At 72.9% G+C, this 15,209-nt stretch carries 14 protein-coding genes and 2 riboswitches; of the genes, 4 read left to right on the forward strand and 10 right to left on the reverse strand.

The features are described from left to right. The first annotated feature begins 2 nt into the window (after window positions 1–2). On the forward strand, window positions 3–1,211 hold the full coding sequence (locus ABEA24_RS14875) for an MFS transporter (RefSeq protein WP_345431367.1): 1,209 nt from the start codon (window positions 3–5) through the stop codon (window positions 1,209–1,211). A 59-nt stretch (window positions 1,212–1,270) separates the two neighbouring features. Here ABEA24_RS14875 and ABEA24_RS14880 read toward each other — a convergent pair whose 3' ends face one another. Both ABEA24_RS14880 and ftrA read right to left on the reverse strand, forming a co-directional pair. Continuing rightward, the gene (locus tag ABEA24_RS14880; protein WP_345431368.1) at window positions 1,271–1,783 is read right to left on the reverse strand and encodes a DinB family protein; all 513 of its coding nucleotides are present in this window, start codon (window positions 1,781–1,783) and stop codon (window positions 1,271–1,273) included. A gap of 83 nt (window positions 1,784–1,866) precedes the next feature. Further along, window positions 1,867–2,841, reverse strand: coding sequence for a transcriptional regulator FtrA (ftrA, locus tag ABEA24_RS14885; protein ID WP_345431369.1), 975 nt, complete (start codon window positions 2,839–2,841; stop codon window positions 1,867–1,869). A 72-nt stretch (window positions 2,842–2,913) separates the two neighbouring features. Between ftrA and ABEA24_RS14890 the strand changes: the two genes are divergently transcribed. Beyond that, on the forward strand, window positions 2,914–3,372 hold the full coding sequence (locus ABEA24_RS14890) for a rhodanese-like domain-containing protein (protein ID WP_345431370.1): 459 nt from the start codon (window positions 2,914–2,916) through the stop codon (window positions 3,370–3,372). A 23-nt stretch (window positions 3,373–3,395) separates the two neighbouring features. On the opposite strand, the gene ABEA24_RS14895 is transcribed toward ABEA24_RS14890, so the two are convergent. Continuing rightward, window positions 3,396–4,517 (reverse strand): glycosyltransferase family 4 protein, encoded by a 1,122-nt coding sequence (locus ABEA24_RS14895; RefSeq protein WP_345431371.1) that lies wholly within the window; start codon window positions 4,515–4,517, stop codon window positions 3,396–3,398. A gap of 182 nt (window positions 4,518–4,699) precedes the next feature. Between ABEA24_RS14895 and ABEA24_RS14900 the strand changes: the two genes are divergently transcribed. Then, complete coding sequence (locus tag ABEA24_RS14900) at window positions 4,700–5,356, forward strand: acetate uptake transporter (protein ID WP_345431372.1); 657 nt, start codon at window positions 4,700–4,702, stop codon at window positions 5,354–5,356. A gap of 39 nt (window positions 5,357–5,395) precedes the next feature. Here ABEA24_RS14900 and ABEA24_RS14905 read toward each other — a convergent pair whose 3' ends face one another. The 7 genes from ABEA24_RS14905 to ABEA24_RS14935 all read right to left on the reverse strand — a co-directional run bounded on the left by ABEA24_RS14905 (window position 5,396) and on the right by ABEA24_RS14935 (window position 13,203). Further along, window positions 5,396–6,787 carry a M48 family metallopeptidase gene (locus tag ABEA24_RS14905; protein ID WP_345431373.1) on the reverse strand — a complete coding sequence of 464 codons (1,392 nt, stop codon included), beginning with the start codon at window positions 6,785–6,787 and terminating at the stop codon, window positions 5,396–5,398. 46 nt (window positions 6,788–6,833) lie between these two features. Next, the gene (locus ABEA24_RS14910) at window positions 6,834–8,174 is read right to left on the reverse strand and encodes a basic secretory protein-like protein (protein ID WP_345431374.1); all 1,341 of its coding nucleotides are present in this window, start codon (window positions 8,172–8,174) and stop codon (window positions 6,834–6,836) included. An 83-nt stretch (window positions 8,175–8,257) separates the two neighbouring features. Continuing rightward, on the reverse strand, window positions 8,258–8,755 hold the full coding sequence (locus ABEA24_RS14915) for a C40 family peptidase (RefSeq protein WP_345431375.1): 498 nt from the start codon (window positions 8,753–8,755) through the stop codon (window positions 8,258–8,260). Between the two features lie 57 nt (window positions 8,756–8,812). Further along, window positions 8,813–8,981: riboswitch (cyclic di-AMP (ydaO/yuaA leader) on the reverse strand. A gap of 283 nt (window positions 8,982–9,264) precedes the next feature. Next, entirely contained in the window at window positions 9,265–10,242 is a 978-nt protein-coding gene (locus tag ABEA24_RS14920) for a C40 family peptidase (protein WP_345431376.1), read from the reverse strand. A 34-nt stretch (window positions 10,243–10,276) separates the two neighbouring features. Further along, window positions 10,277–11,281: a C40 family peptidase gene (locus ABEA24_RS14925; protein ID WP_345431377.1), complete on the reverse strand. Its 1,005-nt coding sequence runs from the start codon at window positions 11,279–11,281 to the stop codon at window positions 10,277–10,279. 57 nt (window positions 11,282–11,338) lie between these two features. Beyond that, window positions 11,339–11,470, reverse strand: a riboswitch (cyclic di-AMP (ydaO/yuaA leader). Window positions 11,471–11,655: 185 nt separating this feature from the next. Next, window positions 11,656–11,847 carry a hypothetical protein gene (locus ABEA24_RS14930; RefSeq protein WP_345431378.1) on the reverse strand — a complete coding sequence of 64 codons (192 nt, stop codon included), beginning with the start codon at window positions 11,845–11,847 and terminating at the stop codon, window positions 11,656–11,658. 93 nt (window positions 11,848–11,940) lie between these two features. Beyond that, window positions 11,941–13,203, reverse strand: coding sequence for an NYN domain-containing protein (locus ABEA24_RS14935; RefSeq protein ID WP_345431379.1), 1,263 nt, complete (start codon window positions 13,201–13,203; stop codon window positions 11,941–11,943). 251 nt (window positions 13,204–13,454) lie between these two features. Between ABEA24_RS14935 and ABEA24_RS14940 the strand changes: the two genes are divergently transcribed. Further along, complete coding sequence (locus ABEA24_RS14940) at window positions 13,455–15,206, forward strand: DEDD exonuclease domain-containing protein (RefSeq protein WP_345431380.1); 1,752 nt, start codon at window positions 13,455–13,457, stop codon at window positions 15,204–15,206. Window positions 15,207–15,209: the final 3 nt, after the last annotated feature.

Raw genomic sequence — 15,209 nt, forward strand, 5'->3', positions numbered from 1 at the left:
CCATGACGACGTTGATCTCCTCGCATCGCATCGCCGCCCCCGCCGCGGAGGGCGGCGCCCCGGCGAAGACGGCCCACGCCCCGTTCCTGCCGACCCTGGTGACCTTTGTGGCGACGGCGCTCCTGGCCACCGGCCAGTTGTACGGCGTGATCCCCCTGCTGGGCGCGATGGGCCGCGAGTGGCATGCCCCCGCCTCGGCCCTGACGTGGATGGCGAGCGCGTTCGGCTTCGGATACGCCGCCGGGTTCCTTGTGTTCGGGCCGCTGTCGGACCGCTTCGGGCGGCGCCGGATCATCGTGACGGGCATCGCCGCGACGGCCGTGACGACCGCCCTCGTGAGCCTGGCCCCCGGCCTCGGCGCGGCGATCGCCCTGCGGGTCCTGCAGGGGGTGACGACCGCCGCCTTCGCGCCCGTCGCGTTCACCTACATCGCCGAGCGCGCCGAGCAGCGGCACCGCGCCACGCTGCTGTCGGCGGTGATCGGAGCGTTCCTCGCCTCGGCGGTGTTCGGTCAACTCGCGGCCCAGGGCATCGCGGCGGTGGCGGGCTGGCGCGCGGTGTTCGCCGTCTTCGCGGTGGCCTTCGCCCTGGTGGCGGCGGCGCTCCGGAAGGTCATGCTGCCCGGCCGTCCCGACACCGCGGGCTCCCCGCTGGACGCCTACCGGGCCATGCCGAGGCTCCTGGCCCACCGGCGGCTCATCCCCCTCTACCTCGCCACGCCGGTCGTCCTCGGCTCGTTCGTGGCCCTCTACACCGGCCTGGCCCTGACCGGCGCGGCCGGCGGAGCGGCGGCCCTGCTCGCCCTGCGCGCGGCGGCGCTGCCGGCGATCATCGCGATCCCCTTCGTGACCCCCGCCCTGCAGCGCTTCCACGGCGCGCACCGGGCCACGGGCGCGCTGACGCTGACCGCCGTCGCCGCCGCGCTCATCGGGTTCGCCCACCCGGGCACCCTGGGCCTCGCGATCCTGCTGAACGCCTTCGTCGCCGGCATCGGGCTCACCGCTCCGGCCCTGATCGAGACCATCGGCGGCCACGCCGGTCCGGCGCGGGGCACGGCGGTCTCCCTGTTCACCTTCATCCTGTTCGTCGGCGCGAGCTTCGGCCCCCAGGTCGCCGGGGCCCTGAGCGCCCACGGCCTGCCCGCCCTGGCGTACGTCCTCGGGGCCCTGCTGGCCCTCGGCGCGACGCTCACCCTGACCGCCCGCCGCTGAACCCCCACACCGGGTCCGGGATCCCCAGCGGGGATCCCGGACCCGTTCGGTGCCGGAGCTCAGCCCATGGTCTTCGCGCCGTCGAGGGACTCGCGGATGATGTCCGCGTGGCCGGCGTGCTGGGCGGTCTCGGCGATCACATGGAGCAGCACCGTACGCGCCGACCACCGGGCGCCCGGCTCGAACCACGGGGCCTCCGGCAGCGGCTGCGTGGCGTCCAGGTCGGGCAGTGTGGCCACGACCTCCTCGGTACGGCGCGCCACCTCGTCGTAGGCCTCGAGCAGCCCGGCGAGGGTCTCCCCCTCTCCCATGCGGAACTGCTCCGCCCAGGCCTGCGGATCGGCCTCCATGGCCGTCGGCCCCTCGAGAATGAAGTCCACCCACCGGCGCTCGCATCCGGTGACGTGCTTGATCAGGCCTCCGAGACACAGCTCGCTGACCGTCGTGCGCCGGGCCGCCTGCTCGTCGGTCAGGTCGCGGCCGGTGAACCGGAGGAAGTGCCGGCTCTTCCGCAGGCTCGCCAGCAGGTCCGCCCGCTCGCCGGAAAGGGTGGTCTCGCCGCTCGTCGTCATGGTCTCCGCCTCCATAGGCCGTTCAGGACCGTCTTCGTACGACGCTACGCGGCAATGCGGTCGGTTTCCGACCTCAATTCCCGTCACGTCGTCGCGGTGAAGGCGCGGCGGTAGGCCGAGGGCGACGTGCGCATCGCCCGTACGAAGTGCGACCGGTAGGTGACCGGACTGGCGAACCCGACGGTGCGGGCGATCTCCTCGACCGGGGCGGAGGTCTTCTCCAGGAGCGGCAGGCTCGCCTGGATCCGCTGATCGATCAGCCAGCGGGTGGGGCTGGTCCCGGTGCAGCGCGCGAAGTGCCGCAGGAAGGTACGGGCGGACATGTGCGCGCGACGCGCGAGGACGTCGACGGTGATCTCCTCGCGCAGGTTGGCCATCGCCCAGGTCATCGCCTGGGCGATCCGGTCGTCGCCGGCGTCCCTGGGCACGGGCGCCTCGATGAACTGCGCCTGCCCGCCGTCGCGGTGCGGCGGGACGACGAGCCGCCGCGCCACCGCGTTGGCGACGCTCGGCCCATGGTCCCGGCGGACCAGGTGCACGCACAGGTCGAGGCCCGCCGCGCTTCCGGCGCTGGTCAGCACGTCGCCGTCGTCGATGTAGAGGACGTCGGGGTCGACCCGGACGAGCGGGAAGCGGCGGCGCAGCAGGTCGGCGTACTGCCAGTGTGTGGTCGCCGGGCGGTGGTCCAGCAGGCCTGCGGCGGCCAGCGCGAACGCCCCCGAGCAGATGGAGACGATCCGGGCGCCCCGGTCGTGCGCGCGGCGCAGGGCGGCGACCAGCTCCGGCGAGCACTCGCCCCGTACGTCGCTCACGCCGGGCACGATGACGGTCTCGGCCGCGGCGAAGACGTCCAGACCGTACTCGGTGTGGACGGTCGCGCCGCCGACGATGGGCACCGGGCCGGGCCGCTCGGCGCACACCGTCAGCCGGTACCACGGCACGTCCAGCTCCGGCCTCGGCAGGCCGAACACCTCGGTGACGATGCCGGTCTCGAACGGCGACATCCCCTCGTAGGCGAGCACCGCGACCGTCGAACCGGGCCTCGACTGGATCCGCATGGCGGGATCCTATCGATGGGCGGCATCCACGCCACTGTCCGAAGATGCACGCCGTCGGCCACGATCGTCGGCATGTCGAACGTTCTCGCCACCGCGCCGGCGTCCCCGGAGGACGCCGCCCGCCACTTCGCCGCACGCCTGGCCTTCGAGACGGACGTGTCCGACGTCCACGCCGACCTGGAGGCCGGCGTGCCCGGCCTGGTCGTCGTCGACTCCCGCAGCGACGAGTCCTGGGAGCAGGGTCATCTGCCGGGTGCCGTGCACCTGCCGACGGCGCTGATCGCCGAGCGGGCGCCCCTGCTCATCCCCCGCGACGCGACCGTCGTCACCTACTGCTGGGGCCCCGGGTGCAACGGGGCGACCCGCGCCGCGCTGGCCTTCGCCCGCCTGGGTCACCGGGTGAAGGAGATGATCGGCGGCTACGAGTACTGGGCGCGCGAGGGGTTCGCCGTCGAGACCGCGGCCGGGCGGATCAGCACGCCCCCCGACCCGCTGACCGCCCCCGTGGCGAGCGCGTTCTGCGGCTGCTGATCAGCCGCGTGCCGTCGCGGCCGTCACAGGAGGGCGGAGAAGCGGGCGGCCTGGACCTCCCAGCGCCACTCCCGCTCCACCCAGGAACGTCCCCGCTTGCCCATCGCCTGCGCCGCGGACGGGTCGCGCAGCAGGCCGATGACGGCCTGGGCGACCGCGCGGACGGAACGGCCGTCGACCACGACGCCGGTCTCGCCGTCGAGTACGGCGTCGGGCGCGCCGCCCGAGTCGCCCGCCACCACCGGCAGGCCGGTGGCGGACGCCTCGAGGTAGACGATGCCGAGTCCCTCGACGTCGAGGCCGCGCCGGCGGGTCCGGCAGGGCATGGCGAACACGTCGCCCGCGTCGTAGTGCGCCGGCAGTTCCTCCCAGGGAACGGCGCCGGTCAGCCGCACGGCGTGGGCGACGCCCAGCCCGACGCGGAGCCGTTCCAGCTCGGTGCGGTACGGGCCGCCGCCGACGATCAGCAGGGCGGCGTCCGGCACCGCGCGCAGCACGTGCGGCCAGGCGTGGATCAGCGCGTCCTGTCCCTTGCGCGGGACCAGGCGGGAGACGCACACGACGACGGGGCGGTCCACCAGGCCGTGCCGCGCCCGGATCTCCTCGCCGGCCGCGCCGGGGCGAAAGACGGTCTCGTCGACGCCGGGGGCGAGCCGCCGCATCCGGGTGACCGCCGCGGGCGACAGCGCGCGGGCCATCCGGCTGAGGGTGTAGTCCCCCAGGTAGGTCAGGACGTCCACCTCGTCGCCGATGCGGCGCAGCAGCCGCCGCGACCCGGGCAGGGCCGCCCAGCCCGCCTCGTGGCCGTGCGTGATGCCGACGAACCGCTCGACGCCCGACCGCCGCAGCGGCGCGGCGAGCAGTCCGAGGGGCGCCGCCGCGCCGAAGACGACCGAGTCGCAGCCCTCCGCACGGGCGATCTCACGGGCGCGCCGCAGCACCGCGGGCACGGGGAGCATCAGCGTCGTCGGATGCCGGACCACCGGGAACGGCTGCGCCGCGTCGAACTCCGCCGCGCCCTCCCACGCGGGCGCGTACACGACGAGCGAGCCCGGCGGCCGGCGGACCGCCAGGTTGTGCACGAACGCCTGGATGCCGCCCGGCCGGGGCGGGAAGTCGTTGGTCACGACGAGCGTCTTCGTCATCGTTGCCAGCATCGCACGAGTGATCGGATCGACCTGACGCACCCCCGTGACCAATGCGAAACACGGAGTTAATGTTAAGACGCGTCATTCGTGGCCGCCCATCCACGCCCGGCCTGCGATATGGGAGATGCGGACCTGACGAGGCACGGCGGTGGGAGCTTCACGACGAGGAGGAGCCACCCGTGACCGAGACCCCCCGACCCCCGACCACCCCGATATCCGGGATCGCCGACCCCGCCCCGCTCGGGCTCGCGGCGTTCGCCCTCACCACATTCCTTCTCTCCGCCAAGAACGCCGGGTGGACCGACGGCACGGACGCCTGGCTCGGGTACGCGTTCGCCTACGGCGGGCTGATCCAGCTGCTCGCCGGCATGTGGGAGTTCCGCAACCGGAACGTCTTCGGCGCCACCGCCTTCGCCTCGTACGGCGGGTTCTGGATCGGCCTGGCCCTGTACGTCCACTGGGTCGTGCCGACGGCCGCCGCGACCGCGGCGGCCACGAAGGCGAACCCGGAGGATCTGATCCAGAACGACCTCGGCTGGATCCTGCTGGCGTTCGCGATCTTCAACGCGTACATGCTCCTTTGGAGCACCCAGGTGAACACGGCGGTGTTCGGGGTGTTCCTCACCCTGGAGCTGACCGAGATCATCCTGTTCATCGGCAACCTCTCCCACAGCAGCGGCACGGTGAAGCTCGGCGGCTGGATCGGCGTCCTCACCGCCCTGGTCGCGTGGTACACCTCGGCGGCCGGCGTCGTGAACGGCATGGGCGGCCGGTTCGCCCTGCCCGTCGGCGCGCCGCTCGGCGCACGCCCGGCCGTCGCCACCGTCACCGAGTAGCCGTCGCGCTCACCGCCCGTACGCCACTGGGATCGGGGCTCAGGGGCGTACGGGCGGCGGCTCGGGAACGTGGTGCAGACGCGCCCAGGCCCGTCCCATCGCGATGCGCTCCGGCCCCGAGGGATGGGTGTTCCACAGCGCGTAGGCGAACGGGTTCGGCGACAGGTCGTCGAGGTCGCTCACGCTGAGGGACCGCTGCATCGCCGTGAACGTCGCCGGATCGCGCGTCAGGTCGAGGGAGTGCACGTCGGCCCGTGCCTCGATGCGGCGGCTCACGAGATTCTGCGCGGGCCCGGAGAGCTGGGTCAGCGCGGTCACCGTGGCGAGCAGCAGCGCGGTGGAGCGCGGGTCGGCCGCCGAGCGCACGCCGGCGCGGCGCAGCAGCCGCGGCGAGGTCATCACCAGGTAGAGGACGCAGGCTCCGGCCGCGACCCCGATCCCGCCGACGAGGGTCCCCGTCAGCACGTCGTTCCGCTTGGCGTGGCCGAGCTCGTGCGCGACGACGGCCTCGACCTCCTTCGGCGACTCCGACACGAGGAGGGTGTCGTAGACCACGATCCGCCGGGTCGATCCGAACCCGGAGACGTAGGCGTTCAGCGTGGTGGTGCGCTTGGACGCGTCGGCGACCAGCACGTCGCGGACCGGCACGCCGTCGGTGCGGGCCATCCGGAGCAGATCCGTCCGCAGCGGACCGGCGGGCATCGAGGTGAAGGAGTTGAACAGCGGCTCGACGACCACCGGGTAGGCGTACGAGACCGCGGTGACGAGCAGGAAGCCGCCCGCGGCCGCGGCCGCCCACCAGTGGCGGGGGAAGCGGTGGATCAGCAGGTGGAGACCCACGAGCGCCACGGTCCAGATGACGAGGCTCACCCCGAATCCCGTCAGCTGGTCGGTGAGCCAGGACCCCCAGTTCTGGGTCGACAGGTGATACCGCCGCAGCACGGACTCCGACCACGCCGTGAAGGGCAGCGCGATGAGCTGGGTCAGCGCGGACAGCACGACCGCGACGGCGACCACCCGCACGGTCCGCCGCCACAGTGGGACGCTCTCGCCCATCGCGGCGGACCGGCGCGATCCGGTGACCAGGCCGAGCAGCCGGGCGCCCCAGGATGTCAGGCCCAGGGCGAGGACGACGACCAGGCCGGCGACGAGCGAGGCGTACGCGGGGGGATCGAGCGCGGCGGTGAACGCCTCGCTGCGCGCGATCTGGTCCCGGGTGAAGTCGAGCGTCGGGTCGGCGGCGATCCGGCCGCCGGGCAGCGGATGCCAGGGCGTCACCATCGCGGCCACGGCGACCAGCAGCGCGCCGAGCACCGCGGCGGCGACGGCGGCGGCCTGCCGGGACCCCCTCGACGGCCGTCCGCGGCCGGGCTCGCGGTCGGACGCGGTGGCGGGTGGCGCCGTGCGCTCCGCGCCGCCCGGCGCCGTCACGTGAGCTCCTCGCGCGGGGCGGTGGGCCGCATGCCGTTCGGCGCTGTCACGTGAGCTCCTTGCGCAGGTAGGCCCGCCACTGCGCGGCGAACTCGCTGGAACCGATGCCGAGCACGGACCGCAGGGCGCGGTCCTCGATCCGCGGGTCCCCCGCGTCGCCCGGCTCCGACGCGGCGGTCCGGTACAACCGCACCAGCCGACCCTCACCATAGCGTTCCGCGATCATGCGGCAGGCCAGCCACGCCTCCTCGTACGCGGCGGACAGGCGCTCGCCCGAGCCGCTGAACGCGCTCCGGCCCGGAGGCGCGGCCGGCACGTCGCCGGAGGCCAGTTGTGCGGCGAGCTCGCGCGCCGCCGCCCGCGTCGAGACACCCGCCTTCTTGTAGCCGACGTAGTCGGCGAGTCCTTCGATCAGCCACATGGGAGTGCGGCTGTCGCGGGCGCCGCCCATCGCCACGTGCACGAGCTCGTGGGTGAGCACGACGTGCCGCCCCAGTCCGTTCAGACGGTCGAACGCCGTGGGGGTGATGATGACGCGGTCCGCGCCGTGCTCCGGGTCGCCCGCCGCGCCGCTGACGGTGGCGAGCGCGGCGATGTCGCCGAGGTTCCGGACGTCGCCGACGAGCTCTTCGGCCTCCTGCTCCGTCGCCGGCGCGAGGGCGACGACCTCGCGTGACCAGCGGTCGCCGACGACGTCGGAGACCAGGCCGACGCCGGTGTCCAGCCGGCGGGCGATGTCGCGCAGCTCGGCCGTCCGCGTCTCCGACGCGTCGGCGGTGCCGGTGCCGTCCCCGACCGCGGCGCCGTCCTCGCCGATGACGAGGCTGCGCCGGCCGTGGATCACGGTGAGGCCGCCGCCGTCCCAGATCTGCGGGTCGTCGCGCAGGCCGTGCGTGGACCCGTCGCCGGACACGAACCAGCCCGCGTCCTTGCGCCGGCCGAAGGTGAGGTACTGGGTGTAGGCGACGTCGGCCGCGTCGAAACCGCGCAGCCGGTAGGTGAGCGTCAGCCGGGCCGTCCAGCCGTCGTCGGCGGCGGCCGCGGCGCGGGTGTCCGCGAGCGACTCACGCCAGGTCGCCAGGGGGATCTTCGTCAGGTTGTCGAACAACGTCTCCTGCCCGGCGCGGAACGCCTGGGCCGACGGATCGACGGTGGCGAGGAAGGCCGCGCGGTCATGGGCGAGGACCGCGCGGGAGCGGCGCTGCAGGATGGCCGTCACCGTGGCCGTGCTGGGCACGGGCGCCGCCGTGGCGCTGCGCAGCGACGCGGCCGTACGGCCGGCCCCGTGGTGCAGCGCGACGTAGCCGACCGCGGTGACCAGGTGCAACACGATCGCGACCCCGGCCAGCGCGGCGACCCGTGACTGCCCGGAGCCTGCCGACGACATGCGCGTGATGGTAGCGGGCGAAGCTGAGAAAGCCGGGGCCGCCCACATGGGCGACCCCGGCGGATCGAACCGGTTGGGCCGGCTCAGTACGGACGCGCCGCGCCGTAGAACTCACTGCGGTAGTAGCTGTTGTTGTCGATCCGGACCTGCTTGATCTGCGTGCCGGTGTGCGACGCGTGGATCATCCAGACCTTGTGGCCCTTCACCTTGGAGATGATCCCGGTGTGGTTGTTGCCGTTGAAGTACACCAGGTCACCGACCGCGAGGTTCTGCCACCGCACGTGCCGCTTGATGTGCCGGTGCTGCTGGCCCGCGGTGCGCGGCAGGCGGATGCCCGCCTTGCGGTAGGAGAACTGCACCAGACCGGAGCAGTCGAAGGTCCTGGGGCCGGCGCCCCCGTAGCGGTACCACTTGCCGATCTGCTTACGCGCGACGGAGACCGCCTTCAGACCGACCTTGTGACGCTCGCTCCAGGACTTGTGCTTCTTCTGCGCCTTGACGACGGCCGCTTGGGGGGTCGCGGCGTGGGCCGCGGGGACCGTCAGGGCGACGGGTGCGAGGACCGCACCCGCGGCCACCATGCCTCCGGCGAGGCGAAGGCGCAGGGACGAAGCGGTCGAGGGGTTGCGAGACAGGGGTCTCTCCTTCCACTACGCCTACCGGGTTAGCTGTCGGGTTCGGACGTGGAAGCCGCCCTACGGCATGCCTGCGGGAGAACAGGCGCCCCGATTCACCCCCGTGAAAGCCGCGCTCACGCGCGGTTGGGTCCCCGGTTCCGCGTGCCCGCGGATTAGGCGTTAACGGCCACCCGTGGCCCCCGTTGGACCACGTCAGTGATGACCGTTTTCTCTGCATTTCTGACAAACCGGAACCGGCCCGCCATCAGGGCGCTGTCCCATAGCGCCGCCGTCGGCGGAGACCCTTCCGGTAGAGCGGCGCATGGCGTGCGCCGATGACACCCCGCACCGTGGCCCGGTGCGGAAGATCGAGATGACGTGACAGGCGGGCCGGATGCTCTCCGTGCCTCGGTCGAACCGGCCGGGAGTCTCTGCCCGGCCCGCCCACGTCGCTGTTAAGTTGTCGGCGGTCCTCAGAGCAGGCGGCCGCCGCCCACCCAGGTGGAGGAGTACCAGGCGTCGCTCAGGTTGGAGATCTTGACGACGTCGCCGGTGTGCGGGGCGTGGAGGAACTTGCCGTTGCCGACGTAGATCCCCATGTGCCCGAGGTCGTGGAAGAAGACCAGGTCGCCGGGCTGCAGGTCGGCCTTGGACACCCGCTTGCTGGCGTCGTACTGGTCCGGCACCCAGTGGTTGAGCTTGATGCCGACCTTGGCGAACGCCACCATCGTGATCCCGGAGCAGTCCCAGACGTTCGGGCCCGCGCCGCCGAAGACGTACGACTTGCCGAGCTGGGCGCAGGCGAACTTCAGGACGATCTCCGCCTTGCCCGTGGCCAGGATCGAGCAGTTCTCCTTCGAACTGCCCGGGTCGATGTTGCCGCCGAGCTTGTGGATCAGCTTCAGCTGCTTGCTGAGGGCCGCGTTGGCCTGCTTGCGCTGCTGCTCGAGCTGGGCCTTCTTCGCCTTGAGCTGCTCGGCCGCCTGCACGCGCAGCGCCTGCTCGCGCTCCAGCCGCTGAGCCGAGGCGAGGTACTGCTGGAACTCGGCGGTGCGGTTGTGCGCGATCTGCGTGAACGCCGACATCTGCGAGAGCACGGCGTCCGGGTCCTTCGAGCCGACCAGGGCGGGGATCGAGCCGTTGTCCCCGGTCTTGTAGGCGTCGGCGGCCAGCTGGGCGACCCGCAGCCGGAGCGCCTGGAACGTCTGGCGCTCGGCCTGCACCGACTTGGCCAGGGCGTTGACCCGGCCCTGGGCGGCCTTGTAGTCGGCCTTCGTCTTCTGGTACTGGTTGCCGAGCTGGTCGACCTGGTCGTTGAGCTTCGCGAGCGACTTCTTCGCCGCGCTCAGCGAGTTGCCCGGGTCGGCGTGCGCCGGAACGGCGGGCAGGGACAGCCCCGCGACGGCGATGAGCCCGGCCGTCGTGACGGACCAGCGACCGGTCCTGGACATGATCGTACGCTCCTTGGCCATGATGATCGTGTTCCTAGAGCGCGCCCGCACCGACGTAGTGCGAGCTGTACCAGGGGTTGCTCAGGCTGTCGATCTTCACGAACGACCCGGTGTGCGGCGAGTGGATGAACTTGCCGCCGCCGACGTAGATGCCGACGTGCCCCAGGTTGTCGAAGAACACCAGGTCGCCGGGCGACAGGTTGGCCCGCGAGACCCGGCTGGTCGCGTTGTACTGGTCGGGGACGACGCGGGGGATGCTCACCCCGGCGGCCGCGTAGGCCTTCATCGTGAGGCCCGAGCAGTCGTAGCGCGGGCCGGTGCCGCCGTAGAGGTACGGGATGCCGCACTTGCTGTAGGCCCACACGAGCACGGTGCGCGCCTTGCCGGTCGCCGACCCGCTGTAGCTGCCGCAGCTGCTCGACACGGGGCCGCCGTCGTCACCGCCGCCGGTGTCGGCCGCAGGACCCAGCTTCTTGATCAGCGCCTTCTGCTGCTCGATCGACTTCTCGATCTTCTTCTTCTCGGCGAGGGCCGCGTTCTTCTTCTGCGCCAGGTCGGTGGCGGCCTGCTTGGCCTGCGCCTCCTGCCGCTGCAGCAGCTGTGCGGCGTTCAGGAACTGGGTGAGCTCGGTGGAGCGGTTCTTCGACACCTGCGCGAACGCCGACATCTGGTCGAGCACGGTCTGCGGATCCTTGGCCGACACCAAGGTCGGGATGTCCGCACCGTTCGAACCGTCCTTGTACGCCGACGCGGCCATCTGCGCGACGCGGACCCGCAGGTCCGCCCAGGACTGGCGCTGCTGCTTCACCGAGGAGTTCAGCGCCTTCAGCCGCTTGTCCGCGGCCTCCCACTGGGACTTGGCCTTGTTGTAGACGTTGTCCTGGTGATCGACCTGAGAGTTCAGCTTGGTCAGCTTGGCCTTCGCCTGGCTCAGCGTCTCCTTCGGCTTCGCGTCCGCCGTGCCGGCGGGCAAAGCCAGGGCCGCTGAGGCGGCGATGCACAGGGTGGCCAGCACACGACCGCTGATGCCGCCGCTCACCGACCATCCGACGGCTGAGCCGTCGGCACTGCGCTGTGTTGCCACGATTGCGGCACGCCCCTCTCCCACTGACCGCCTACCGGGTTAGCTGACGGATTCGGGCGTGGAAGGCGCCCTACGGAGCGCGTGGTGCTCCGATTCACCCCGGAAACCTGGTTCCCCGGCTCGTCGTGTCGGTGAGGGGCTGGGGCCCGAACCTCGGGCGACCCCACCGAACGTGACGACTCGGCGGTAGCCGTCGCCGTCGCCTGGGGGGCGACGAACCAGCGAGCGGCTCAGCGCGTGAGACTAGTCAAGTCTCACGCTGGTAACAACCGCTTCTCCTGGAATTCCAGCAATTCATGTCATTCACGCAACAGTGCGCGCGCGAATCGTCACGATGCGCGGTCGACGAAGATCGTCATCCGCAGGGGCGGAACGAGCCCCTCGGCGGCGAGAACTCCCAGCGCCCGACGTTCCAGTGGTCCGATCTCCAGGCCCGACGCCGGGATCAACGGCATGGCGGAAACGACGCAATCGTCGCAGGCGACGTTGCGTACCTCACACTTCTCGCAGTCGATGAGCACGAATTCCTCCTCGTGTCTTCGTCATGACGAGACGTTAAGAGCACCCACCGACAAAAGAGCGACCCGAAGACCCGTAGGACGTCCGAGCGGCCGTCAGGTGCGGCCGAGGCGGCGCAGGAGGAGGGATGAGGGGGCCGGCCGGGCGTCGGCCCGCCGGGCGGAGTCGCAGACCTCCTGGTCGGAGGAGATGACCACGACGGCGCGTCCGCTGGGCTCCGCGCGTACGAGCTGGGCGATGAGCTCGTCGGCGGTCTGGCCCGGCGCGCTGAACAGCACGCGCACGCCGCGGGGCGCCTGGACCGCGACCGGGGCGTTCAGCTCCGCGCCGTCGAACACGCACGTCACCTCCGCCTTGGTCTGGGCGTGCAGCACGCCCAGGCCCGACACGAGGCGGGTCCGCTGGTCGGCGAGCGGCAGGTCGCCGTAGCCGGTCTTGGTGACGTTGTATCCGTCGACGATGAGGTGGACCTGCGGCAGGGTGAGCAGCTGGTCGAGGAGCGCGGGGTCGCTGTCGGCGAGGGCGCGTCCGGGCAGCGTGCGGTGCCCGGGGCGGCTCGGCGTGATGCCGCCGACGCTGTCGGCGGGCCGGGTGATGCCCGGGGGCAAAGCGATCTCGTCGCGGAGCCCCTTGGCGGCGTCGGTGAGGGCGTCCAGGAGGACCCGCAGCCGGGCCTCGTCGACGTTGCGGCCCTCCCGGGCGGCACGCCGGGCGTTCTCCGCGGAGGACTCGGCGTGGGACAGGCGGCTGCGCAGCCGGCGCAGCTCGGCCTCGGCGGTGGCCGCCGCGACGGACGCGGCGGCGCGCTCCTCGCCGAGGCGGCGATCGAGGTCCTCCGCGCGCGCGTGCTCGCGTTTGGCCTTGCCCCGTGCCTCGTGCAGGCGCTTACGGAGCTCGGTGTTCTCGCCGCGGAGGTCGCGCAGCTCCGCGCGGAGCCGGTCGGCCTCCTCGGAGCGGGTGGCCTTCGCGGCGGCGATCTGCTCGCGCAGCTCGGCCACCTGCCGGATGACCTTGGCCTCCTCGGCCGCCGTCGCCGACTGCTCGAGGTCGCGGCGCGCGGTGTCCACGCGCTCGGTCCAGCCGTCCGGGCGGAGCAGGTAGGCGAGGGCGGCGACGGTGACGGGGTCGGCGGCCGGGGGCACCGTCCCCGACAGGATCGCCTCGCCCAGCACGGGCTCGCTCTCCCGTACGACGTCGGCGACGCGCTCGCGGAAGGGGCCGTCGTCCTCGAGCTGGGTGGCGATGAGCGTGGCGGCGAGCCGGGCGCGGCGGCGCGGCTCGAAGCGGGCGACGCGCCGGAGCGGTGGAGGGATCTCGTCGGGCCGGAGCGCGCCGATCACGTCGGCCGCGGCCTCCACGACGCGCTGCCGGACCGCTTCGGGGAGCGGCTGATCGAGGTGTTCGCCCGGGCCGGTGTCGATGATCTACTCCTCACGTGTCGCGCGGATGGGGCTGGTGCGGGACGCGTGCACCGGGCTCCGTGTCGCCGTCGCTGCCCAGCGTAGACGCCCTGGCGACCTTCGGTCCGCAATCCCCCCGACGAATACCGCGCGGTATCCGGCGCTGGTCCGCAGGGGCGATTGTCGGCAGTCCCGCGTACGGTGCCGCCATGGCCTCCGTCGGCCCTGCCGTGCAGGGCACCCTCGATGACCTCGGCACCCCCTTGGCCGGCGTCACCTTCGTCGTCGTCGACCTCGAGACCACCGGGGGCTCGGCCAAGGAGGACGCGATCACCGAGATCGGCGCGGTCAAGGTGCGCGGCGGCGAGGTCGTCGGCGAGTTCGCCACGCTGGTGGACCCGGGGATGCCGATCCCGCCGTTCATCTCGGTGATCACCGGCATCACGCAGCAGATGGTGGTGGCCGCTCCCCGGATCGGCGAGGTCCTGCCCTCGTTCCTGGAGTTCGCCAGGGGCGCCGTGCTGGTCGCGCACAACGCGCCGTTCGACATCGGCTTCCTCAAGGCCGCCTGCGCCGCGCAGGAGCGTCCCTGGCCGACGCCGGCGGTCGTGGACACCGCCGACCTCGCGCGCCGCCTCCTCACCCGCGACGAGGTCCCCAACTGCAAGCTCGCCACCCTCGCCCGCTTCTTCCGGACCGGCGTCGAGCCCTGCCACCGCGCGCTCGCCGACGCGCGGGCCACGGTCGACGTCCTGCACGGGCTGCTGGAGCGCGCCGGCGCGTTCGGCGTCGACACCCTGGAGGAGCTGACCGGCTTCACCCACGCGCCGACGCCGGAGCAGCGCAGCAAGCGCCACCTGGCCGACGACGTGCCCGCCGCGCCCGGCGTCTACCTCTTCGAGGACGCCCGCGGCGAGGTGCTGTACGTCGGCAAGAGCGGCCGGCTGCGCAGCCGCGTCACCTCCTACTTCACCGCCTCCGAGACCCGCCGCCACGTCCGCGAGATGATCGGGATCGCCGAGCGGGTCCGGACCATCGTGTGCGCCAGCCCGCTCGAGGCGGAGGTCCGCGAGCTGCGGCTCATCGCGGCGCACAAGCCGCGCTACAACCGGCGGTCGCGCCACCCGGAGCGGGCGGTGTGGCTGAAGCTCACCGCCGAGGCGTTCTCCCGGCTGTCGATCGTCCGGGAGGTGCGCGACGACGGCGCCACCTACCTCGGCCCGTTCGGCAGCGTCCGGACGGCCGAGGAGGCGCGCGCCGCCGTCCACGACGCCGTCCCCCTCCGCCAGTGCACCCAGCGGCTCACCCTGCGGCTCGTCGAGAGCGGCCGTGCCACCACGTGCGCGCTGGCCGAGCTCGGGCGCTGTGGCGCACCGTGCGACGGCCGGGAGCCGCCGGAGGAGTACGCCCGGCACGCGTCACTCGCCCGCACGGTCCTGGAGGGCGACGTCCGGCCGGTCGTCGCCGCCGCGCGGGCCCGCATCGACCGGCTCTCCGCCGAGCTGCGCTACGAGGAGGCCGCCGTCCAGCGTGACCGCCTGGCCGCCTTCGTCCGCGGCGCCGCCCGCTGCCAGCGCCTGTCGGCCCTGGCCGGGCTCGCGCAGCTCGTCGCGGCCCGCCCGGCCTTCGACGGCGGCTGGGAGCTGCACGTCGTCCGCCACGGCCGGCTCGCGGCCGCCGGCACCGTCCCGCCGAACGCCCACCCCGTCCCCTACGTCGAGGCGCTCGTCGCCACCGCCGAGACCGTCCGTCCCGGCATCGGGGCGACCCCGCGGGCCTCCGCCGAGGAGATGGAGTGCGTCCTGCGCTGGCTGGACTCCCCGGGCGTGCGCCTGGTCGAGGTCGACGGCACGTGGACCTGCCCGCCCCACGGCGCGGAGAGCGTCCGCCGGTGGATCGAGAATGCCGTACAGGGCCCCGATTCCCGTAAGGTTGACCGCGCCGGTCGGCCGATGCGATAGGAG

It is taken from the genome of Actinoallomurus vinaceus, assembly GCF_039542055.1.
GTDB classification, from domain to species: domain Bacteria; phylum Actinomycetota; class Actinomycetes; order Streptosporangiales; family Streptosporangiaceae; genus Actinoallomurus; species Actinoallomurus vinaceus.